Raw genomic sequence first — 22,780 nt, forward strand, 5'->3', positions numbered from 1 at the left:
AACGCATAAAATCCAGATTTATTACTTTGTCTTACCCTTAACCCTTAACCTTTAACCATTAACCGTTTCTTACTCTCTCCACCACCAGGAGGCAAGGGTGTTCACCCAGCGGATACTGATACGGAACCAACGGAAGGCTGTTACTTCCTTACCGCCGAAACTGAGGATGAAGTCACGGTAGATGTTACGTCGGAAGGGTAAACCGACATCGATGAAACGGAAATGCTGCATCCCTTCCGCATGGGCATGTTTCATGGCATTCCATATCGTGATGGCATTAGGGTGCAACATAGCGTAACTTTTTCTTCTTGAAGCGGAATACCATAAATAGAGATCCCCATCGGAATGAACACAGGCGCAACAACCAATCACCTTCTCGCGGTATTTCGTGATAAACAACCGGCATCGTTTACTTTCCATCATTCCTCGGAAGAAATCATCAGCAGGCAGGTAACGTCGTGGTTTCAACCAATTGTGGTGGCGTAACAGCTTGGAGAATTCCCGGAACTCCTCATTGGTCTCCACCAGTTTGGTGACGGCACCACGCTCCTGGGCAGCCTCGATACGTTTCATCTGGCGTTCTGTGATACGTTCCTCTGGTGTACGGGAGTGCAGCGAGTTGTGGATATTCATCCATTTCACATGGAAGAATCCCATACGTTTTAGCTCCTTATAGCCAAACATCTTCTGGGAGAAATGACTGAACTCGATATACAACGCCCTGTTTTGCATCCGTTCGGTAATCGCTTCCGCCATCAGTCCAAAGAGTTGTTGCTCGTGATGCTCCTCATCTTTGACATGATAGACACCTTCGCCCATCACCCTGACATTCATATATATATAAGGTGGAAGCCATGACCTCCTGTGGTAGACGACGGCAAGCAGGTGAGACACCACGGTTCCGTCACTCTCTGTCACCACAGCCATAAAAGGCTTTTGGCGAGGCGTATGCTCGCAGAGTTCCATCAGTTCCGGACTGTGGAAATAGTTGCCCTCAAGGATGGTCGGCAACTCCTTGGCGTGCTCGTATATGGTGACTTTCAATTCCCTCATGGGGTGTAAAGTTACAAAGTTTTATGATAAACACCAAATTTATTTGGAAAATTCATCATAAATTCCTATATTTGCATCGTCAAATATAAATCTTAAACAATGATGAAACGAATACTCCTTTCTTTTGGCTTGTTGCTGATGTGTAGTGCCTTATGGTCACAGAAGACCATCACACCCGATGTGTTAACAGTAGTCTATGCTACTTCTGATGACGGATTCCTCAATGTTCGTGAGCGTCCATCCAGTAAAGCAAAGATATTGGATCGACTGCCCCTGCAGTTCCATGGTCTTGGTCGGGGTATCCTGCTGGAAAGCGGAGAGCGATGGAGCAAGGTCAGGAGTAACAATAATGTTGATGGCTGGGTATATAATAAATATCTGGGCTATCAGACATGGTATTCTGGAGATGGGAAACCCACGCTCATCGCCAAATGGGCCTATACACCTCTTTATACAGATAATTATGCGGACGAGGGTCCTCAGTTCATCCCCTTTGGTACGGTGAGGGAGGGAACAATCATTGCCGATGAGTATGACGCCGATGAGGTGGAAGGCTATTATGTCCTGAAGACAGGACATGACTATCTCTTCGTCAAGAAAGAGGACGTTATTGTCAAATAGGTCTTTTGCCGCCTCCCATAAAGGCGGCATTTTTATTATTTAATGTTTACAGCACTTCCTTCATGGTGTCCAAGACCTCCTGTTCCGTCAGCAGGTTGAAGTCGCCTAATACAGTATTCTTCATCGCTGCGGCAGTCAATGCGTAGTTCAAATGTTTCTGATGCTCACCATGCCAACGGAAGTGGGCGTGCAGGTAAGCGGCGATATACGCATCACCGACTCCTATCGGGTCGAGTACGGGGTTGATGTCCACGATACCGGTATGGTAGAGCTTGCCATCCGCATAGAGCACACCAGTCAACAAATGATGACTTGCCGACAGGACGTTACGGATTCCCATGATAAAAGACCTGCCTTGGGGTAATAGCTCTTGTGTTTTTTCGAAATACTTCCTGTAAGCGTCAATGTCTAACTCATAGGAAGTGTCTTTGGCATCAAAGGGTGGGGGTGTCATCCCTGTAATAAGTTTCCATTCCCCCGTATCCCCGAAAATGATATGACAGGCCTTGAGGGCGGGAAGCATCACGTCATGCGCCTCTTTCCCGTATTTCCAAAGGTTCTTGCGATAGTTGATGTCGCAGGAGATGCAGATACCCCTTTGCTGAGCTTCTTTGAGTCCGTTGAGTGTCGTGTCACTGGCACCCTCAGAGAGTCCACAGGTGATACCCGTCCAATGGAACACGTCCACATCCTTCAGAATATCCTTCCAGTCAATCATGTCGGGTTGCAGTGTCATCATAGACGATTGGTCACGGTCGTAGGCGATGCTGGAGCCACGGAGTGATGCTGCCTGCTCGTAGAAATACTTGCCTACTCGAGAACCGCCCCAGAGGATATGACTTGTGCCCACCTGATAGCGGCGTAACTCATTCCTGCAGGCAACACCCAGCATATTGTCAGGCAGGCGTGTCACATACTGGACGTCATTACCCATCATTGCGAGTGATACGGCAACATTCGCCTCACTGCCTCCATAGAAGCCGTCTATCTTATTACCTTGTATGATGCGTTGGTAGTCGGGTCGTGTCATGCGTAGCATGATCTCACCCATTGTCACGAATCTCATCTTTTTCTCCATCTTCTCGCAGTTAAATTCTTCCTGTGATTCTGCAAAAATAGTAAAAACCTTTTAAATAGCCAAACGGCACGCAAAATATTGTCAAGGGTTTTGTCTGTTTCGTCTTTTTTGTGTATTTTTGTAGCCAAATTAGAAAGAAGAATGGATTATATATTATTTAAAAATCGCAGTTATCGTGGCGTAATCTCCAAGGGACTCGGTTTATATTTTACTCATTTCCGCCTGTTTTTCAAGGCGTCATGGTTGACGGCGATAGTCTTTGCGCTTGTCTTTGCTGCTATGGAGACGTTGTTATCCATCCAGTTGCCGGCACTGTCGGCGACGATTATGCGACAGGAGCTGGTGCTGAAAACCGCGTTATCACCAGAGGTCGCCCAGCAGTATTTGGCAACGTTAGGTATTACCTTCTTCCTGATATTGTTGTATGCTGTAGTGGAAGCTCTGACGGCAGCGACGGTACTGAATAAGTTGAAGGAGCATCACGACACGAATACAATGATTGTTCCCAAACGTTGGTTCGCCATCTCCCGTCGTATGATGGGACGTACGCTGAAAGGTTATTTCTTCACGTTTCTGACTGTGATGGTGCCAGTACTGTTGATAATGGTCGTGATATTTGTGTTGCATCAATTGATGCCTGCTGCCTCAATGACGATGATGGTGGTAGCAGGTGTGCTTTGCATATTGTTGGGACTATTGTATTTCCCGATGCTGTATGTGTTTATGAAATACATGATGAACAAGGGAAAGTCGTATTTCTCCCAGCTTCGTTCCTCCTATGCGACGGGACTGCGCCATTGGGGACATATCTTCACCACCTGTCTGATAGGCGGACTGATTGTCTGTGTCTTAGCGGGTATTTGTTGTATGCCTGCCATCATCTTGGCACAAGCACACTGGATCTCTCAGGAAGGTGTCCTGAATGGTGACCCGCAGGGAATGCCCGACTATATCAACAGCCTGTCGTTCATTACCTATTTCCTGACAGGTTTCGTATTGGTCTATCTCTGCATGCCGATACTGCTGATGATCTATTATATGTATGGTTCGATAGAGACCTATGAACAAGAGAAAAATAAGCTAGATATATGAAAAGATTGTTATTCATCGACCGCGACGGTACCATCATTGAGGAACCAGCAGACGAGCAGATAGACTCTTTTGAGAAACTGAAATTCGTAGAGGGTGTCATCCGCAATCTCGTGTTCATCCGTCAGCGACTCGACTTTGAGTTGGTGATGGTCAGCAACCAGGACGGACTGGGTACGGACTCCTTTCCGGAAGAAACCTTCTGGCCCGTACATCACTTTATCCTTCAGACATTGAAAGGTGAGGGGGTGGAGTTTGACGACATCCTCATAGACCCGCATTTTCCAGAAGACAACGCACCGACCCGCAAACCTAACACGGGACTGGTGGAGAAATACATGAAAGACCCGGAATACGATATCGCCAATAGTTATGTGATTGGTGACCGGGATACCGACCGTCAATTTGCGGAGAACATTGGATGTAAGTTCCTGCAGATAGGTAGCTGGGACAAGGTTGCAGAGACCCTTTTTGCCGGAGAGCGTTATGCGGAGGTGAGACGTACTACCAAGGAGACGGATATCGATATCAAGGTATGTCTTGACGGCACCGGGAAGTGTGATATCTCCACGGGATTGGGCTTCTTCGACCATATGTTGGAGCAGATAGGAAAACATGGTATGATGGATCTTACCATCCATACCAAAGGAGATTTGGAGGTCGATGAGCACCATACCATTGAGGATACCGCTATTGCACTGGGTGAGTGTATCTTGAAGGCATTAGGTGACAAACGAGGTATCGAGCGCTATGGTTATTGTCTGCCGATGGATGACTGCCTCTGTAGTGTCGCTCTCGATTTCGGGGGGCGTCCCTGGCTGGTATGGGATGCCGATTTCCATCGTGAGAAGATTGGGGAGATGCCCACGGAGATGTTCCTGCATTTCTTTAAGAGTCTGAGTGACGCTGCCAAGATGAACTTGAATATCAAAGCGGAGGGAGAGAACGAGCACCATAAGATTGAGGGTATCTTCAAGGCATTGGCACGCTCCCTGAAGATGGCAGTGCGTCGTGATATCTATCATTATGAACTGCCCAGCACTAAAGGTTTACTATGAGCACTGAACTATGAACTATATCAAGTGGGGATTTATCGGATGTGGCGAGGTAACGGAAATTAAAAGCGGACCCGCCTTCTCGGAGGTTGACGGCTCCAGTGTCGTTGCTGTGATGAGCAGGACGGAGGAGCGTGCTCGTACTTATGCTGTCAGACATGGTGTCCCTAAGTGGTATACTGATGCACAGGAACTGATTGACGACCCCGATGTGAATGCTGTTTATGTGGCAACACCTCCCTCTAGTCACGCTACCTTTGCCATTATGGCAATGAAGGCAGGGAAACCTGTCTATGTGGAAAAGCCATTGGCATCAACCTATGAGGACTGTGCGAGGGTCAATCGGGTCAGTGAGGAAACGGGGGTTCCTTGTTTCGTGGCGTATTACCGACGCTACTTACCTTATTTTCAGAAAGTAAAGGATATCGTGAATAGCGGACAAATAGGTAAGGTTGTCAATGTACATGTCCGCTTTGCCGTTCCTCCCCGTGAAGAGGACCAGACCGGGAAACTGCCCTGGCGCTTACAACCTGATATTGCGGGTGGTGGCTATTTCTATGACCTGGCACCTCATCAGTTGGATATCCTGCAGGATATTTTTGGGGTGATTATTGAGGCACGTGGTATCTGTGCCAACCGTGGAGGACTCTATCAGGCAGAGGATAGCGTGAGTGCCTGCTTCCAGTTTGAGAATGGGCTCCCAGGTAGTGGATCCTGGTGTTTCGTCGCTCATGAGTCGGCACGTGAGGACCATATTGAACTCATTGGTGAGAAAGGATCTGTGAGCTTCTCGGTATTTGATTACAAGCCTATCAGGTTGCATACCAGTGACGGTATGGAGAGTATCTCTGTACCGAATCCTCCATACGTGCAATATCCTCTGATCAAGAAGGTGATAGAGCATTTGCAGGGACTTGGCATTTGTGAGTGTACGAGTGTTTCTGCTACACCAGTCAATTGGGCGTTAGACCGTATATTAGGAAAATTCTGAGTGATGCGAAGAGCGGTAACCATATTGCTGTTATTACTGTTTATATGTCTGGGGGTGAGTGCCACAGACTCATTGAGTGTGGAGAAACCCCGTCAGGGGTGGTTCTCACGACTGATTGACAGTTTCAGTGAGGTGGACACCAATTATGTGGAGCCGCAGCATTACAACTGGGCATTGATGCTCCAGTCTATCAACACCTATGACTATTATCGGCTGAGTACTTCCGGGAGTGCCAGCCAGTCAATCTCCTTCGCTCCGACGATAGGTATCCGTATGGGACCGTATTTCGGATGGCGCTGGATTTTCTTAGGATATACCGTTGACCTACGTAACATACACTTCTTCAGTGGAGCCCGTAAATTGGAGATAGACGGTAGTATCTACAGTTCACGTTTCTGTGCCGATGTCTTCTATCGACGTTCTGTGGACGACTATAAGATCAGGAGTGTGAACTTAGGGCAGGGTATTAATACCGAACCATTGGAGGGTCTTGACTTTGACGGATTGAACGTGAGTATTACAGGTATCAACTTCTATTACATCTTCAATCACAAGCGGTTCTCTTACCCGGCAGCCTTTGCACAGAGCACCTGTCAGAAAATCAGTTGCGGCTCCTGGATGGTGGGTGTCGGATATCTGAAGAACGACATCGAGTTCGACTATAAGCGATTGGAGACCATCGCCAAGGAACGGTTAGGACAGGATGTGAAACTGGATAGCAGTCTGATGTTCAACAGGATCAAGTATACTGACATCAATGCCTCTGTTGGATATGCCTATAACTGGGTCTTTGCCCGTAACTGGCTGTTATGTGCCAGTCTGTCGATGGCACTTGCCTATAAGACATCAATGGGTGAGACGGAGAGAAATTACGACACTCAGAAAAACGAGGGATTCGATTTCGGCAACTTCAATATAGATGGTATTGGTCGCTTTGGTGTCGTATGGAACAATACAAAATGGTATGCAGGTGCTAGTGCCATTGTTCGTGCCTACAATTATCGTAAGTCACGTTTCGCCGCCAATAATATCTTTGGCGACCTGAGTATCTATGTGGGGTTGAACTTCGGTCCTCGCGGACCCTATAAAAAGAAGAAAAATAAAGAATAATCAATAAAAATCAAGAACAGACATGGAATTACCTGATTTTATGAGTTATGCCAATAAGTTTTCTCAGTCGGATTTCGTTGAGAAGATTTCCCGCATTGCCAGGCGGGCAGGCTCAAAACTGGTGTATGCGGCATTGATCCTGTACTATACGCTGCAGAGTGATAAGATCAGCAAGAAGGACAAGGCGATGATTATTGGTGCACTGGGTTATATGATTAGTCCACTGGATGTGCTTCCCGATGCCATTCCCATTGTAGGACTGACAGACGACCTCGCCGTATTGCTTTATGTATTGAAAAAAGTATGGACGGAGGTGGATCCTGAGATTCAGGAGAAAGCAAAAGGCAAACTCTCCAAGTGGTTCGACGAGGATGAGATAGAGGAGATCAATGATCTCTTTAAGGAAGGCGAATGACGCAGGAATACGACATTAGGGTTCTTCCGCAAGTGGCTGCCAACGAACAGTCGCTGAAGGATTATTTCGCCGAGGAGAAAGGTTTTGATGTCCGTACTATCACACACCTCCGTGTCCTTCGGAAGAGTATCGATGCCCGTCAGCGTACCATCTACGTCAATCTGAAGGTACGGGTGTATGTCAACGAGATGCCAGAGGATGACGCCTATCAGCATACGGACTATCCCGATGTCTCTGACTGTCCTCAGGTTATCGTGGTAGGTGCCGGACCGGGTGGTCTCTTCGCAGCCCTTAAACTCATTGAGTTGGGGTTACGCCCTGTTGTCCTGGAGCGTGGTAAGGATGTCCATGAACGTAAGAAAGACCTCTCGATGATTACCAAGACGCAGCAGGTGGATGGAGAGAGTAACTATTGCTTCGGAGAGGGTGGCGCTGGTGCCTATTCGGACGGTAAGCTATATACCCGTAGTAAGAAACGGGGCAATAGTGAGAAAATCCTCCATGTGTTCTGTCAGCACGGTGCGTCGACGAATATCCTTTCTGATGCTCATCCGCATATCGGTACGGACAAGTTACCGAGGGTTATAGAGAATATGCGTAACACAATCTTACGCTGTGGTGGTGAGGTGCATTTCCAGACAAAGATGACACGCCTGCTCATAGAGCACGATACCGTAGTAGGGGTAGAGGCAGAGAACTCTCAACTCTCCACTCTTAACCCTCACCTTTCTTTCAAAGGTCCCGTCATCCTCGCCACAGGACATTCGTCACGTGATGTCTATCGCTATCTTGCAGAGGCGAAGATAGAGATAGAGGCAAAAGGTATTGCTGTCGGTGTACGTTTGGAACACCCGTCAATGCTGATAGACCAGATACAATATCATAACAAACAGGGTAGGGGAAAGTACCTGCCAGCAGCTGAGTATTCTTTCGTCACGCAGGTGGATGGTCGTGGAGTATACTCTTTCTGTATGTGCCCAGGTGGTTTTGTGATACCTGCAGCTACAGACAAACAGCAGATTGTCGTCAATGGCATGTCACCCTCCAACCGTGGGGGACAGTGGAGTAATAGCGGAATGGTGGTTGAGGTACGCGCTGAGGATATTGATGGTCATGATGCACTGAGGGTCATGACCTTCCAAGAGCAGTTGGAAGAGAATTGTTGGCAACAGGGAAACAGAAAGCAGACAGCCCCTGCCCAGCGTATGGCAGACTTTGTCAACAAGCGTTTGAGTTTCGACCTGCCTAAGAGCTCTTATGCGCCGGGACTCATCTCGTCACCACTGCATTTCTGGATGCCTGAGATGATTACCAAGCGGTTGCAAGAGGGTTTTAAGTATTTCGGGAAACACGCTCATGGCTTCCTGACTAATGATGCCGTGATGATTGGAGTGGAGACACGTACCTCCTCACCAGTGCGTATCATCAGAGATAATGAGACATTGATGCATGTCCGTATTCAGGGACTGTTCCCGTGTGGCGAGGGTGCTGGCTATGCCGGTGGTATCGTCTCTGCGGGTGTCGATGGAGAACGGTGTGCGGAGATGTGTGCGGAATATATGAAAAAAGGAGCGTGACTAACGCTCCTTTCTGTTTGTTATTACTTTGGTTGAACTGGCATCTTGTCGATACGCTTCTGATGACGACCTCCTTCGAAAGTCGTCTTGAAGAACTCATCCATGATTTTCTCCGCCATCTTATTATCAATGAAACGTCCTGGCATCACCAGTACGTTAGCATCGTTATGCTGACGAATCATGTGGGCAATCTCAGGAATCCATGCCAATCCGGCACGGATGCCCTGGTGCTTGTTCAGCGTCATAGCGATACCCTCGCCAGAGCCGCAGATACCAATGCCGGGATATACCTCACCGCTCTCCACACCTTCAGCCAAGGCATGACCAAAGTCGGGATAGTCGACGGAGGCATCACTCCATGTTCCATAATCCTTGTAAGGATAACCATGCTCCTCCAGATACTGGAGCACATATTTTTTAAGGGGGTAACCTGCGTGGTCGCAGGCTACTCCAACAGTCTTAATCTCCATTAGGCAAGCAACTTTTTAACTTGTTCATAAACATTCTGTCCAGTGTAACCGAGTTTCTCGTCAAGAACCTTGTAAGGAGCAGAGAAACCGAAACTGTTCAGACCCCATACACAGCCGTCAGCACCAACGAGACCTTCCAAGGTCACGGGCAGACCAGCTGTCATACCGAACTTCTTCTTACCAGCGGGCAATACACTCTCCTGATACTCCTTTGACTGACTGCGGAACAGCCCCTCAGAAGGAACGCTGACAACACGAACCTTGATACCATCCTTGCGGAGCAGATCAGCACCAGCCTCCAAGGTAGATACCTCAGAACCAGAAGCAAGCAGGATAACATCATAGTCGGCATCAGAGCCAGCTACCACGTAAGCACCCTTTGTTGCCTGGCTGTAGTCATTGCCGGCTGGAAGCATGTCGATGTTCTGACGAGAGAAGATAAGTGCGGTAGGAGTCTCGGTGTTCTCCATTGCCATACGCCAGCATACGGTGGTCTCCTCTGCATCGGCAGGACGTACAACGAGGACGGAGTTCTTACCGTGGTGGTTCTTCAGCTTCTCCATCAGGCGGATCTGTGCCTCCTGCTCAACAGGCTCATGGGTAGGACCATCCTCACCGACACGGAATGCGTCGTGAGTCCAGATGAACTTCACGGGAAGCTCCATCAGGGCTGCCATACGTACGGCAGGCTTCATATAGTCGGAGAATACGAAGAAGGTACCACATGCAGGGATGACACCACCATGCAGTGCCATACCGATACAGCAGCATGCCATCGTCAACTCTGCGACACCAGCCTGGAAGAAAGCACCGCTGAAATCACCACGTACGATGTCGTGGGTCTTCTTCAGGAAGCCATCAGTCTTATCAGAGTTAGAGAGGTCTGCGGATGCACAGATCATATTAGGAACCTGCTCAGCCAATACACTCAAGACAGTAGCACTGGCACCACGGGTAGCGGCACCTGCCTTCTGCTCAACCTTGCTCCAGTCAATCTTTGGAGCCTTGCCGCTGAACCAGTCTTTCAACTGCTGTGCCTTCTCAGGATTAGCCTTTGCCCATGCCTCTTTCTTAGCGTAACGCTCAGCACAAATCTTCTTCAATTCCTCAGCACGCTTAGCATACATCTCTTTTACTTCGGGGAAGATCTGGAAAGGATTCTCAGGATCAGCACCGAGGTTCTTCATGGTGTTGATGTATGCGTCGCCACCGAGAGGAGCACCATGAGTAGCACAGTTGCTCTCGTAGCTGCTGTTGTCAGCCTTACGGGCACCCTTACCCATGACACAGTGACCGATAATCAGTGAAGGACGGTTCTGCTCCTTCTGAGCGTTCTTGATAGCCTCACGGATCTGGTCAACGTCATTACCGTTGATTTTCTGAACATACCAGCCCCATGACTCATACTTCTTAGCAGTGTCTTCTGTCGTAACGACCTCTGTCTTGGTACTGAGCTGGATATCATTAGCGTCATAGAACATGATGAGGTTGTCGAGTCCGAGGTTACCGGCGATACGGCCTGCACCTTGGGAGATCTCCTCCTGGACACCACCGTCGGAAATATAGGCATAGATGGTCTGACCCATTACTTCCTCACCGAGCTTTGCCTTCAGGAACTTAGCGGCAATAGCGGCACCGACAGCGAAAGTGTGTCCCTGTCCGAGCGGACCGGAGGTGTTCTCAATACCACGGGCAATCTCACGCTCAGGATGACCAGGGGTCACTGAACCCCACTGACGAAGGTTCTTCAGATCCTCCAAGGTAAACTTGCCAATGAGGGCGAGCTGGCTATAGAGCATAGGAGCCATGTGGCCGGGATCAAGGAAGAAACGGTCACGGCCTTCCCACTCGGGATGCTCTGGGTCATAAACAAGGAATTCACTGTAAAGGGTGTTGATGAAATCTGCACCGCCCATTGCACCACCGGGGTGACCAGACTTTGCTTTCTCAACCATCGAGGCAGCCAGGATTCGGATATTGTCCGCTGCCATGTTCATAACTTTGTTGTCGTTCATAATATAAATATAGTTATAATTGTATTGCGTTAGAGAGTAACGTAGCCGCAAATTTACTCATTTATTTTCATATAATCACCTTTTCTTTGGAATATTTAGCAAATTAGCGAAAGATTTATCTCAAAAACAGGAGAAAAGCACCTCTTTGGGAGCGGTAGGGATGCGACAGGTCACCGTACGTGTCTCACCAGGAGCCAGTGTCAGGTAATTGTCTGACCAGTAGGCAGGACAGAGCAGTTCTCCCTGTGGGTTCTTCGCTGTCAGGCGTGTCATGAAGGCTACTTTGTCGGAACGGTTGATGACGGTTGCCTCATAGACTCCTTCCGCAATTTTTTTGGTGGTCATCTGGCAAGACTTGTCGCACATATTGTCAAGCATGGCATAGGAGGCATACCGGGTGATGGGCGTATGTACCCAGTTTGTGTTAGCCCAGTCGTAGGTGTCATCCTCCGCTGGCAGGAAATAGTCGTTGGTGGCAATGACGGTTCCATTGTCATCCGTCAGTTGGAGGAACAGGAAGGCAGCGGGAGAACCAGTCAGGTCGATGTCGAACACCTTCACAGCCATAGCAGGAGACACCTCTGTCTGTCGGCTCTCCTGTATTGCCCGCTGTCCTTTCAATAATCTCATGGAAGCCTGGAGGCGGGCGGGAGATAAGGTCTCATTGACAGCATATACCGCCTTGCTATGGTAATCATAAATCAGTTGTAGCGGGGCATTGGCTCTTTTGACGGCGTAATAGGCGGCATTGGGTTGTTTGTAATAGTCATAGAGTTGCCAGTAGATCCCTGGTCGCGCTCCATTCAACATCCATTGGATGATACCAGTGGTATGGGAGCGGCGCACACGGAAGGACTCGAACATCGCCTTGGTACTCTCTGCACTCAGCATGTCGGCTCTGTACAGATACTCGTCGATGTCTTTGGCATCTCCGAAGCGGTAGTGGATGACCTCGTTCAGTTTCTTCAGGGAGTTCATTTCCGAGGAGGAGGCAGTGCATAGGATGTCCCAACGCCGGTCTACGGGAAACAGCTGGTCACCCAGCATCTTCTGGAGGGACTCCTTCACAGGCAACTGTGCTCCGATACCTGTCTCTGTGTTAAAGCCGAAAGCACCACCGGGAGCCTCAGGCAGATACCAGTATGACGGACCGACATACTCATAGGGACCTTCCATCTTAGTGCCTGACGGACCAGACAGTTCACTGACCTGTCCCTTGGCGGATATCAGGTAGTCACGGTCGTCCTCCTTGCTAAGAAACTGCCGGTAACACTGTTCCAGCTCTGGCTTGGGTATCCTGTCACTGCCCACAAACCAAGCGATGATGGAGGGATGGCGGCGCAGCCACATCACCTGGTCCTCAAACGACTGGGCGACGAGTGCGATATTCTCTTTGCTGATGATACCGCCATAAGGTTCTTCGGTGGGAGAACCGAGATAGTCTTCCCACTCCCAGTGGCAGCTCCAGCCGACGAGAATCATCAGTCCTAACTCATCACAGAGGTCATAGAGGTTCTGTGAGTTACCCCAGAACCCTTCCAGCCGCACGGTATTCATATTCATGTCGCGGACATACTCCAGTTGCAGGCGGTTGGTGGAAGGGGTGTCGCGTAGATAGATCTCGTCAGTCCAACCAGCTCCGCGGAGCAGTACCTCCTTACCGTTCAACTGGAAGGCGCGATAGCCCTCGTCCGTCAGATAACTGCGGATCTCACGAATTCCGAAACGGATATCCTCCGCATCAGACACCTTGTCATTCTCCACAAACTCCAGATGCAGGTCGCAGAGCTCAGGTGTTCCCATGTGGTGGCACCACCATAGACGGGGGTGTTCTATATGGATCTCCGTGGGGATGGTGAGACGACACTTCTCACCAGCGGCGAGACGGATAGGATAGCTGAACGGCTGTCCGTCGGCTGTTCCTTGGATACTGCCGGATACTTCCTTGTCAGTGAGATTCCTCAGTTCGGTGGCAATGGTGAGCCACGCTTCATCAAGGGTTTGGGTATTTACTCTTGAGCGGACGGCGGAATGTGATATCGCCACGTTACCACAGACCTTCACCCTCACCTCACGGAAGATGCCCATGTTCTCATCGGCAGGACGCGGGTTCCAGTCGGCAAAACCAATACTGGGCTCCCCAGGCTGGGCGCGGAACACCTCCACAGTAAGCTCGTTCTCCTTGGCTGTCTCCTTGGTGATATCAAACTCAAACTGGCGAAACGGTCCTGCCATCTCCTGTTTGTCGGCAATCAGTCTTCCGTTGAGCCATACATTGGCGCGATAGCAGATACCGTCAAAGCTCAGTAATACGTGCTCGTCTTTCTTCAGTGACGGTATGTGAAAGGTTGTACGATAGCGCCAGCTCTTCTCAAACTGTTTCTTGTCGATGCGGGCATAGTCGGCAGCTGTCAGCGCCTCAGGCTCCATACCATTTGCTGTCAGCACCCCCATCAGGGTAGAGGGTACCTGAGCCGGTATCCATCCGTTGACGGTCTCTACTTGCCAGCCCTCTGTCAGTCTGAGTGTCTGTGCAGAAGCGAAGTCACTCATGGTTAATGTACCAATCAGTAGTAATAATCTGTATAGTTTCATGATGATGGATATAATAAGCAATGACAAATATACTCATAATTATCCAATGGTTCATCTTTTCTTTGGAATAATTAGCAAAATTACCAATATTTTTCGTATCTTTGAGACTGCGTCTCGAAGTGCCCCACGTTCGAAAATCCTCAAATATATTTGGTATTTTGCTCACTTATTCGTACCTTTGATGCGCTATAAACAAAGAATACGTGTATGAGAAGAAGATTTTTCCTCTGTTTCCTATGGCTGCTTGCCTGTGGAACGGTTGTTGCGGAGGAGGTACCTCAAGTGGCTAATATCCTCTCTCGTCAGGTGACTTCCCTGAACGGAGCGTGGCATTATATCGTGGATGTTCAGGAGGAAGGCTATTATGACTATCGGATGAATCCTACACCTTGGGGATTCTTCCGTAATGCCAAGCCACAGCGTCCAGAGGATCTGATAGAGTATGACTTCGACAAGGCTCCTGTGATGCAGGTGCCTGGCGACTGGAACACGCAGGACTCTCAGTTGTTCTTCTATGAAGGCACCGTGTGGTTCTATAAACAGTTTAGGTTAGAGAGGAAAGAACAGAGAGGAGGGAAGAGAACTCTTCTTTACTTCGGTGCCGTCAACTACGAAGCGTATGTCTATGTCAATGGTCAGTTAGCTGGTCATCATGAGGGTGGTTTCACTCCTTTCAACTTCGACGTCACGGACCTGTTGCAAGATGGTGATAATGTCGTCATTGTAAAGGTGGATAATAAACGCCGGGCAGCACATGTGCCGACCTTGATTTTCGACTGGTGGAACTATGGCGGTATCACCCGTGATGTCTTGTTGGCGGAGGTGAACCCGGTATATATTGAGAACTATAGCTTGCAACTTACCAATCTGAAAACCAAAGAGTTGTCTTTCTCTGCTCAACTGAATCACAAGGAGTCTGACAAGGAAATAACACTCTCCATTCCAGAGTTGAGAATCAAGAAAACCTTCAAGACGAATGCTGAAGGAATAGTTCATAGCTCACAATTCACAGTCCATAGTCCCCAACTCAAACTATGGTCTCCGGAGTCCCCTATATTATATAAGGTGGAGATCCAGATGGGTGATGAGGTCATCCGTGACGAGATAGGCTTCCGTACCATAGAGACACGTGGTAAGCAGATACTACTCAACGGCAAACCTGTCTATCTGCGTGGTATCAGTATCCATGAGGAGAAAGCCTATGGCGGCGGACGTGCCAACTCCACTGCCGATGCCCATACCTTACTCTCATGGGCGAAGGAGTTAGGATGTAACTTCGTGCGCCTTGCACATTATCCACATAATGAGTATGCGGTCCGTGAGGCAGAGCGTATGGGACTGTTGGTGTGGTCGGAGATACCTGTCTACTGGACCATCGCATGGACGAATCCGCAGACCTATCAAAATGCGGAGCGGCAGTTGACGGATATGATCCGTCGTGATCAGAATCGTGCCAATGTCATCATCTGGTCTATCGCCAATGAGACACCTCATAGTGCGGAGCGTGACACTTTCCTCAGCCGGCTTGCCACGAAGGCACGCTCATTAGACAATACACGTCTGATATCGATGGCGATGGAGGTCACCTCAGCTTCCAACTATAAGAACCGCCTACAGGACAATATGAACGAGTATGTCGACGTCATCTCTTTCAACGAGTATATCGGCTGGTATCGGGATGTCAACGACGCATCGAAGATGGAGTGGGAGATACCTTACGACAAACCTGTCATCATCAGTGAGTTCGGTGGTGGTGCGAAATATGGGCTGCATGGAGCCAAGAACCAACGGTGGACGGAGGAGTTTCAGGAGAACCTCTATCGTGAGAATATCGCTATGCTGGAGAAGATTGACGGACTGGCTGGCACTACCCCCTGGATTCTGAAGGACTTCCGTTCGCCCCGTCGTGTCCTCAATGGCATTCAGGACTACTACAACCGTAAGGGTCTCTTCTCTGACCAAGGGGAGAAGAAAAAGGCTTTCTATGTCCTGAGGGATTGGTATGAGAAGAAAAGAGGGCAAAAGTAAGATACTGTTTATATTAGAAGAAACAAGACAAAAAGATGAGACACTGCTTATATATAGGGATGTTACTGTTGTTGCTGAGTGCCTGCGCTCGCCATCATTCCGGTCGCACGGACATGGCGCTGATAGACAGTCTGACGAGTGTGGTTTACAGTATGATGGATGACCAGCCGGAGCAGGCAATGGCGTTAGTTGACAGTCTGGAGCGGGAGGGCATCTACTCATCCGTTATGGCAAACTGCCGCCGGGCGCAGATAGCCTCCGAACAGTACGAGCCCAGCAAGTCGGAAGCCTATGCCCTGCGTGCACTGAACGACAAGCGTCTGAAGGATGAGAAGACAGAGATAACCTATTTTATATATAATCTCCTCATCAATTCCGCCTCTAATGTGGGGAATACCGAGCAGGCGCTGAAGTACGCCACCGAGGCTGTCCGCATAGCACATAGCGACAGCAGCAGGGCGTCGAAGCTCTATCTTCCTGACTTCCTGACGAGTATAGGCAGTTGTCAGTTTAAGTTGAACCGCAATCACGAGGGTAATGAGAACTATGAGCGAGCATGGCTCGGCAACGAGGAACTCCTGAAGAATGCCAAGAGCTTCACATGGTTCTATCCAGCCTTCATGCTGGCTGTCTCCGCCATTAACGACAATGCCGCCACTGACAGCCTTGATGTCGCCATGCGGTGGTTGCCCAGACTGCAGAATATTTATCAGCGGACCATCACTGCCGAGGATATCCCTGACCATGTGAAAGACAACTGTACCGCCGAGATGGAGATGACGTTAGCCCGACTGTATGTCCTTCTCGGTCAACGACGGGAGGCGGAACAGCATTATAAGGCGTTTCTCGCCACCAACTTCGCTAAGTGCTCGGCAGGTCAGAAATACTCCGCCTCTTATCTGGAGAAGACAGGTCGGTGGGCAGAGCTGGCACAATGTGTTGATCTGTCGGAAGCATATTATGTGGAGAATCACTCGCAGTACACCCATGAGTATCTGAACACGGTGCTTGCCCGTAAGTTCAAGGCACAGATGCAACTCCACCAGCATGAAGCCGCACTGAATACTGCCGCCAGTCTGATAGCGATGCTGGACACAGTACAGGAGTTGGAGAACCGTGATGACGCCGCGAAACTTGCCGTGGTCTACGAGACTCAGGAGAAGGAGCAGAAGATAGCCCAGCAGGAGGCTGACCTGACGAAACAGCGGCTCATAGCCATCATCGTGGCTTTTGCCCTGACTGTCGTCTTCCTTGTGATGTATGTCGTTTTCCGTCGTCAGGCTGCCCGCCGTCTGGCATTGGTGTCTGCCCAGAAGGAGCGCATCGAGTCGGAGCTGCGCATTGCCCGTGAGATCCAGATGTCAATGGTGCCTAATGACTTCCCCCAGCTTGATGGACTAGACCTTTACGCTCAGATGACACCTGCCCGTGAGGTGGGAGGTGATCTGTACGACTACATCATACAGGACGGCTATCTGTTCTTCTGTGTGGGTGATGTCAGCGGCAAGGGTGTTCCTTCCTCTCTCTTTATGGCACAGACGCTGCGACTGTTCAGGGCGTTTGCCAAGCGTCGCTATGCGCCTGCTGAGATAGCCACCCGCATCAATGACGAGTTGACGGATCATAACGAGAACGGTATGTTCGTGACCATGTTTATTGGTAAAATCAATTTGCGGACGGGCAGTCTGGAGTTCTGCAACTGTGGTCACAATCCTCCTCTGCTGTCTGGACAGGTGATGGAGGTCAAACCCAACGTGCCTATCGGTCTGTGGGAGAACTTCGTCTTCGAGGGTGAGGAGCGTGAGAACGTGAAGGGCTGTCGCCTGTTTGTATATACCGACGGATTAAACGAGGCGGAGAATCCCTTCCAGGAGCAGTTCGGCGAGGACCGCCTGACGTCAGCCCTGCGTAGTCATCCGGAAGGAACGTCACGCCAGTTGATAGAGTATCTGTTCGCCCAGGTGGCTCTTTTCCGTCAGGGAGCAGAGCCTAACGACGACCTGACGATGCTCTGTCTCAACATCCTATAATACATTGAACTTTACTAAAGTATCTGTAACAGGGGTAAAGTGCCTTTGTAACAGGGGTAAACAGCCTGGGAAACAGGGAGAAAGGTAGCTCCTTTTGAGTTTTTGACGGGCGGTCAATTTATTCATAGCGCCCGCTACAAATATTTGTAGCGGGTGGCAAAAATATCCGTAGCGGTCGCTAAAAACCTTTTTTGACCACTTCCTTCCTCTTTTTTACTTGAGCGAGAGTACAATGATACTCTTGGCAGGAACCTTCAGGGTAAGGATACCCTTCTTCAGTTTGGCATCCTTGAACTCCTTTGGAGCCACGATGTCCGGATGCTGGAAGTCGTTGAAGTCGGCAACGTTCTTCGAGGTGAGGATACGACCGCTGACCGTCTTTGCCTCCATACCGTTCAACTGGATCTCGATGGTCTTATCCTGGTCGAGACTGACATTGGTGAGAGAGAGTACGACACTGCCGTCCTTCGTCTTTGCCGCAGAGGCGGAGAGAAGAGGGCAGGGGCGATAGCCTGCATCCTTGGCACCTTCCTTCTCCTTGAAATATGCCTTGCTCACCTGTATGATCTCACTCTCGATGTCGATAGGAAGATAGGTGGCCTCCTGGAACGGGGTGTACATCTCGAAGACATGATAGGTCGGGGTGAGTACCATATGGCCAGTACCTTCCTGGTCGGTGAGGATCATCGACTGGAGTACGTTGACGACCTGTGCGATATTCGCCATCTTCACACGGTCGGTATGACGATGGAAGACATTGAGCGACAAGGCAGCGACGAAAGCGTCACGCAGGGCGTTCTGCTGATAGAGGTGTCCGGAGATTGTCCCAGGCTCCTCGTCCCACCATGTTCCCCACTCATCGACGAGCAGTCCTATCGTATTCTTTGGGTCTTTCTCATTCATGATAGCCTTGTGCTTCTTGATGACTTCCTCAATCTCCAGACACTTACCCAAAGCCCAGTAGTACTGGTCGGTATTGAAATTGATGGCAGAGCCTTTCGAGCCATCCCAGCCAGAGCATGTGTAGTAATGCAGACTGATACCCTGCATGCGGTTGCCGATATTCTCCATCAGAACCTTTGTCCAGTCATAGTCATAGTCGCTGGCACCTGAGGCGATGCGGTAGAGTTTGTTACTCCCCTGGTCACGCAGGTAAGTGTTATACTTACGGAATAAGTCGGAATAGTATTGGGGTGTCATGTTACCGCCACAGCCCCATGCCTCGTTACCGATACCGAAGTACTTCACGTGCCAAGCCTTGTCACGTCCGTTCTGACGACGCAGACGAGCCATCGGCGTATCACCGTCACTGGTCATATACTCCACCCACTGGGCCATCTCCTTGACGGTACCGCTACCTACATTACCACTGATGTAAGGCTCACAACCGAGCATCTCACAGAGATTCAGGAACTCATGGGTACCGAAGGAGTTATCCTCGATAGTACCACCCCAGTTGTTGTTACGCAGAGAGGGACGTTGACTCTGAGGACCGATGCCGTCCATCCAGTGATAGTCGTCGGCGAAGCAGCCGCCGGGCCATCGCATCACAGGAATCCTTAAAGCTTTCAATGCCTCGAAGACATCCTTGCGATAGCCGTTGATGTTGGGGATAGGGGAGTCTTTTCCCACCCAGAGACCGCCATAGATACATGAGCCCAGGTGCTCAGAGAACTGTCCGTAAATCTCACGGTTGATCTTCGCACCAGGCTGGTCGGCATGTAAGGTCGCCTTGACAGCGTCAGCCGCTGATGCGGAAAGAGTCATCGCAGAGGCAATGACCATCATTGTCAGTAACTTTTTCATCATTTTAGTTATTGTTGTTGTAGGTTTAAAATCTTATACCGAATTGGGTGTTGACATACCAGTCGTACATCTTCACATTCGTATTGTCGTGGTTATAGGTGAAACGGTGTACCTGTCCATAGACATTCACAAAGAAATTCTTGGTATTATAGGTAATACCGGCGCGTCCGTTGATATTCAGTTTCCAGCGGGTCTTCTTGATTTCCTCACCCGTCTCCCACAGTTCGACATCATTCTGCCAGGATAAGTCTTTTTCATCTATAGGCATGGGTTTCTTCGCCTTACCATTCGACCATTGATGTGTCTCAGCATTCCATGTGCCATAATCCTCTATATTATCAGACGATTCCATGAACTCGTAATTGCTGTCATACTTGGTCACCTTCACACGGTTATAGACACTGATGGTTGGCATAATCATGATGTTGAATAACCATCCTCTGGCTGGAACCCAGTTGTAGCCGTAACCGACACCGATATTTGCCTGCTGGACCTTGATTTTACCGATATTGTTGGCTGCAGCGACGAACTCACCGTTCAACTTGTCAGAGTAATCAAGAGACGACTGGTACCAAGAGAGTCCTAAGAGCAGGGAACCTGCTGAGCGTCGCTGGATGACGGACTGATTGTAGGCAGCGTCCTGCGAATAGTGTTTCCCATTGAATACATAATAACCGTCGATAAAAACGGAACGGACCCAGATGGGAGCGTAGCTCTGATAGGGCACCCCTTTCTCATCCATCTCTGCATCATAAAATCTTGCATGGGCATCAAGTTTGATGTCCTGTGTCTTAAAACGTCGCAGACTGAAGATGAGTCCGTAGTTGGTACCTGTTGAGCTCACCGTCCAGTAGCGTCCCGCATTCCTGATTAAAGGGAAGGAATAGCCGATACCTAATCCACGATAACCGACCCATACCCCCAGGTATGTAGCCAGTGGTGGATTGATATGCATGGACCATGATAATTGAGTCGCGTCTTTCCATATCTCTGAATTGATACTGTTGAAATCGAAATCGGAATTCATTCTTACGGATACCTCGTTGATTTTAGGATAGACGACGACACGCCAAGGCTTTTTAGGTACCTCAATATAATTGGGGTCAGCCTTGTTCTCCCAGAGGGAGTCAATATAATTCATGCCCTTCCGCAGATTGCGGGAGAGCCATGAATCCTTTTGGGCATGAATGCCTAGTGCCGTGAAGGCACTAAGCATCATGACAGATATGATCCGTTTACCAATCATTTCTTATGGTCAACGGCACTTTGTTCTACGGGCAGACAACGTTTGTAGTTCTCGGTATATTTCTCAAAGCCGGCAACATCCTCGGCAATGGGGGCAACTGATGTTCCCTTGTTGCCTGCGAAGACAACCTGCTCCAGATAATCCTCGAGAGACAGATGTTGTGGGTTGCGGGTCTGGAATGCCGACAACAGGGCGATACCCCATGCGCCACCCTCACCGGCAGTCTCCATAACGGAGATGGGGGTGTTGAGTGCGGCGGCGAGGAAACGCTGTCCTACGCCTTTGGTCTTGAAGAGACCACCATGTCCTGTGAGACGGTCCACCTTGATCTTCTCCTCTTTAAGAAGGATGTCATTACCGATCTTCAGTACGACGATGGAAGAATAGAGCTCAGCACGCATGACATTGGCAAGGGTGAAATTGTCATCAGGACTGCGGAGGATCATCGGGCGACCTTCTGCAATACCTGTCACGGGCTCACCAGAGATATAGTTGTAGGCGACGAGACCACCACAGTCGGGGTCACCGAGGAGAGCATGGGTATACAATACCTGATAAACCAGGTGCTTCTCCTGTACTTTGTCAATCAGTTGCTCGTAGTCACGGAACATCTTCACCCAGTTGTTGAGCTCACTGGTGCAGTTGTTACAGTGTACCATTGCCACGAGAGAACCATCAGGTGTCGTCACCATGTCAATCATCTCATAAGGCTTGCTCAGTGGTTTCTCCAAGACGATCATTGAGAAGGAGGAGGTACCGGCGCTGACATTTCCTGTGCGCTGCTTGACGGCATTGGTTGCCACCATACCTGTTCCGGCATCACCCTCTGGAGGACAGACAGGGATACCTGCATTCAGGTGTCCGCTGGTGTCAATCATCGAGGCACCTTTGGGTGTCAGGAAACCAGCATCCTCTCCTGCACTCAGTGACTTAGGAAGGATGTCTGACAGTTTCCAGGGGTAGTTCTTCGAACTTACCAGCTCATCGAACTTTTTGACCATTTCCGCATCGTAAGACTTGGTGGCGGGGTCAACGGGAATCATACCAGAGGCGTCACCGACACCAAGGACAAACTGACCTGTTACCTGCCAATGGATATATCCTGCCAATGTGGTGAGGAACCTGATGTCTTTGACATGCTTCTCGTTGTCAAGGATACACTGGTAGAGATGACTAATGCTCCAACGGAGGGGGATGTTATAGTTGAAGAGCTTGCTGAGCTCGGCAGCAGCCTTGCCAGTGTTCGTATTACGCCAGGTACGGAAAGGCACCAGGATCTGCTGGTTCTCATCAAAAGCCATATAGCCGTGCATCATAGCGGAGAAACCAATGCCGGCAAGGTTTGTGATCTCACATTCGTATTGGTTCTTCACACTTCTCCGAAGGTCAGCATAGCAGTCCTGGAGTCCCTGCCAGATGTCATCAATGGAGTAAGTCCACAGTCCGTCAACGAGTTGGTTCTCCCACTCGTGAGCTCCCTGTGCGATGGGTTTGTTCTGCTCGTCGATGAGGACGGCCTTGATACGGGTAGAGCCAAACTCGATACCGAGAGTCGCCTTACCAGCTTCTATCGTTTGTTTTGCTTGTTTGATATCCATAGT

The 22,780-nt window shown here is 49.5% G+C and carries 17 protein-coding genes; 9 read left to right on the forward strand and 8 right to left on the reverse strand.

Going from position 1 to position 22,780, the window contains the following annotated elements; genetic code table 11:
- Positions 1-69: 69 nt before the first annotated feature.
- Positions 70-1,053 (reverse strand): GNAT family N-acetyltransferase, encoded by a 984-nt coding sequence (locus BM257_RS10115; protein WP_092071900.1) that lies wholly within the window; start codon positions 1,051-1,053, stop codon positions 70-72.
- 99 nt (positions 1,054-1,152) lie between these two features.
- On the opposite strand from BM257_RS10115, the gene BM257_RS10120 reads away from it, so the two are divergent.
- Positions 1,153-1,674 (forward strand): SH3 domain-containing protein, encoded by a 522-nt coding sequence (locus BM257_RS10120; RefSeq protein WP_092071902.1) that lies wholly within the window; start codon positions 1,153-1,155, stop codon positions 1,672-1,674.
- A 46-nt stretch (positions 1,675-1,720) separates the two neighbouring features.
- On the opposite strand, the gene BM257_RS10125 is transcribed toward BM257_RS10120, so the two are convergent.
- A complete protein-coding gene (locus BM257_RS10125) occupies positions 1,721-2,740 on the reverse strand; it encodes a sugar kinase (protein ID WP_255405743.1) in 1,020 nt (339 codons plus the stop codon).
- A 153-nt stretch (positions 2,741-2,893) separates the two neighbouring features.
- On the opposite strand from BM257_RS10125, the gene BM257_RS10130 reads away from it, so the two are divergent.
- From BM257_RS10130 to BM257_RS10155, 6 genes are read left to right on the forward strand one after another with little or no spacing between them, the layout of a single operon-like run.
- Positions 2,894-3,844, forward strand: a complete 951-nt coding sequence (locus BM257_RS10130; protein WP_092071908.1) for a hypothetical protein — start codon at positions 2,894-2,896, stop codon at positions 3,842-3,844.
- A complete protein-coding gene (hisB, locus tag BM257_RS10135; protein ID WP_092071911.1) occupies positions 3,841-4,899 on the forward strand; it encodes a bifunctional histidinol-phosphatase/imidazoleglycerol-phosphate dehydratase HisB in 1,059 nt (352 codons plus the stop codon). The genes BM257_RS10130 and hisB overlap by 4 nt, the downstream gene beginning before the upstream one ends.
- A gap of 10 nt (positions 4,900-4,909) precedes the next feature.
- Positions 4,910-5,887 (forward strand): Gfo/Idh/MocA family protein, encoded by a 978-nt coding sequence (locus tag BM257_RS10140; RefSeq protein WP_092071914.1) that lies wholly within the window; start codon positions 4,910-4,912, stop codon positions 5,885-5,887.
- 3 nt (positions 5,888-5,890) lie between these two features.
- On the forward strand, positions 5,891-6,997 hold the full coding sequence (locus BM257_RS10145; RefSeq protein ID WP_092071917.1) for a DUF4421 domain-containing protein: 1,107 nt from the start codon (positions 5,891-5,893) through the stop codon (positions 6,995-6,997).
- Positions 6,998-7,019: 22 nt separating this feature from the next.
- Complete coding sequence (locus tag BM257_RS10150) at positions 7,020-7,412, forward strand: YkvA family protein (RefSeq protein WP_092071920.1); 393 nt, start codon at positions 7,020-7,022, stop codon at positions 7,410-7,412.
- Positions 7,409-8,989 carry an NAD(P)/FAD-dependent oxidoreductase gene (locus BM257_RS10155; protein ID WP_092071923.1) on the forward strand — a complete coding sequence of 527 codons (1,581 nt, stop codon included), beginning with the start codon at positions 7,409-7,411 and terminating at the stop codon, positions 8,987-8,989. Before BM257_RS10150 ends, BM257_RS10155 begins: the two co-directional genes overlap by 4 nt.
- Positions 8,990-9,012: 23 nt before the next feature.
- On the opposite strand, the gene BM257_RS10160 is transcribed toward BM257_RS10155, so the two are convergent.
- The 3 genes from BM257_RS10160 to BM257_RS10170 all read right to left on the reverse strand — a co-directional run bounded on the left by BM257_RS10160 (position 9,013) and on the right by BM257_RS10170 (position 14,069).
- Positions 9,013-9,459 carry an RpiB/LacA/LacB family sugar-phosphate isomerase gene (locus tag BM257_RS10160; protein ID WP_092071926.1) on the reverse strand — a complete coding sequence of 149 codons (447 nt, stop codon included), beginning with the start codon at positions 9,457-9,459 and terminating at the stop codon, positions 9,013-9,015.
- Positions 9,459-11,474, reverse strand: a complete 2,016-nt coding sequence (locus BM257_RS10165; protein ID WP_092071929.1) for a transketolase family protein — start codon at positions 11,472-11,474, stop codon at positions 9,459-9,461. The genes BM257_RS10160 and BM257_RS10165 overlap by 1 nt, the downstream gene beginning before the upstream one ends.
- Positions 11,475-11,594: 120 nt before the next feature.
- A complete protein-coding gene (locus BM257_RS10170; protein ID WP_255405745.1) occupies positions 11,595-14,069 on the reverse strand; it encodes a glycoside hydrolase family 2 protein in 2,475 nt (824 codons plus the stop codon).
- Between the two features lie 207 nt (positions 14,070-14,276).
- On the opposite strand from BM257_RS10170, the gene BM257_RS10180 reads away from it, so the two are divergent.
- Together BM257_RS10180 and BM257_RS10185 are read left to right on the forward strand one after the other, a co-directional pair.
- Complete coding sequence (locus BM257_RS10180; protein ID WP_092071938.1) at positions 14,277-16,097, forward strand: glycoside hydrolase family 2 protein; 1,821 nt, start codon at positions 14,277-14,279, stop codon at positions 16,095-16,097.
- A gap of 35 nt (positions 16,098-16,132) precedes the next feature.
- Positions 16,133-18,127, forward strand: coding sequence for a PP2C family protein-serine/threonine phosphatase (locus BM257_RS10185; protein ID WP_092071941.1), 1,995 nt, complete (start codon positions 16,133-16,135; stop codon positions 18,125-18,127).
- Between the two features lie 213 nt (positions 18,128-18,340).
- Here the strand turns inward: BM257_RS10185 and BM257_RS10190 are convergent, their stop codons facing one another.
- Genes BM257_RS10190 through BM257_RS10200 form a run of 3 tightly spaced genes read right to left on the reverse strand, consistent with a single transcriptional unit; the run spans position 18,341 to position 22,777 of the window.
- Entirely contained in the window at positions 18,341-19,933 is a 1,593-nt protein-coding gene (locus BM257_RS10190) for an alpha-N-arabinofuranosidase (protein ID WP_092072151.1), read from the reverse strand.
- A 25-nt stretch (positions 19,934-19,958) separates the two neighbouring features.
- A complete protein-coding gene (locus tag BM257_RS10195) occupies positions 19,959-21,179 on the reverse strand; it encodes a DUF4421 family protein (protein ID WP_092071944.1) in 1,221 nt (406 codons plus the stop codon).
- Entirely contained in the window at positions 21,176-22,777 is a 1,602-nt protein-coding gene (locus BM257_RS10200) for a xylulokinase (RefSeq protein WP_369821320.1), read from the reverse strand. The genes BM257_RS10195 and BM257_RS10200 overlap by 4 nt, the downstream gene beginning before the upstream one ends.
- Positions 22,778-22,780 lie beyond the last annotated feature (3 nt).

Source organism: Prevotella sp. tf2-5 (assembly GCF_900115435.1).
Classification (GTDB): Bacteria; Bacteroidota; Bacteroidia; order Bacteroidales; family Bacteroidaceae; genus Prevotella.

Excerpts from the sequence above, each read along its gene's own strand:
- BM257_RS10160 (WP_092071926.1), bottom strand. The coding sequence starts at position 9,459 with ATGGAGATTAAGACTGTTGGAGTAGCCTGCGACCACGCAGGTTACCCC.
- BM257_RS10115 (WP_092071900.1), bottom strand. The coding sequence starts at position 1,053 with ATGAGGGAATTGAAAGTCACCATATACGAGCACGCCAAGGAGTTGCCG.
- BM257_RS10130 (WP_092071908.1), top strand. The coding sequence starts at position 2,894 with ATGGATTATATATTATTTAAAAATCGCAGTTATCGTGGCGTAATCTCC.
- BM257_RS10195 (WP_092071944.1), bottom strand. The coding sequence starts at position 21,179 with ATGATTGGTAAACGGATCATATCTGTCATGATGCTTAGTGCCTTCACG.
- BM257_RS10165 (WP_092071929.1), bottom strand. The coding sequence starts at position 11,474 with ATGAACGACAACAAAGTTATGAACATGGCAGCGGACAATATCCGAATC.
- BM257_RS10170 (WP_255405745.1), bottom strand. The coding sequence starts at position 14,069 with ATGAAACTATACAGATTATTACTACTGATTGGTACATTAACCATGAGT.
- hisB (WP_092071911.1), top strand. The coding sequence starts at position 3,841 with ATGAAAAGATTGTTATTCATCGACCGCGACGGTACCATCATTGAGGAA.
- BM257_RS10150 (WP_092071920.1), top strand. The coding sequence starts at position 7,020 with ATGGAATTACCTGATTTTATGAGTTATGCCAATAAGTTTTCTCAGTCG.
- BM257_RS10125 (WP_255405743.1), bottom strand. The coding sequence starts at position 2,740 with ATGAGATTCGTGACAATGGGTGAGATCATGCTACGCATGACACGACCC.
- BM257_RS10185 (WP_092071941.1), top strand. The coding sequence starts at position 16,133 with ATGAGACACTGCTTATATATAGGGATGTTACTGTTGTTGCTGAGTGCC.
- BM257_RS10145 (WP_092071917.1), top strand. The coding sequence starts at position 5,891 with ATGCGAAGAGCGGTAACCATATTGCTGTTATTACTGTTTATATGTCTG.
- BM257_RS10140 (WP_092071914.1), top strand. The coding sequence starts at position 4,910 with ATGAACTATATCAAGTGGGGATTTATCGGATGTGGCGAGGTAACGGAA.
- BM257_RS10120 (WP_092071902.1), top strand. The coding sequence starts at position 1,153 with ATGATGAAACGAATACTCCTTTCTTTTGGCTTGTTGCTGATGTGTAGT.
- BM257_RS10155 (WP_092071923.1), top strand. The coding sequence starts at position 7,409 with ATGACGCAGGAATACGACATTAGGGTTCTTCCGCAAGTGGCTGCCAAC.
- BM257_RS10180 (WP_092071938.1), top strand. The coding sequence starts at position 14,277 with ATGAGAAGAAGATTTTTCCTCTGTTTCCTATGGCTGCTTGCCTGTGGA.
- BM257_RS10190 (WP_092072151.1), bottom strand. The coding sequence starts at position 19,933 with ATGAAAAAGTTACTGACAATGATGGTCATTGCCTCTGCGATGACTCTT.
- BM257_RS10200 (WP_369821320.1), bottom strand. The coding sequence starts at position 22,777 with ATGGATATCAAACAAGCAAAACAAACGATAGAAGCTGGTAAGGCGACT.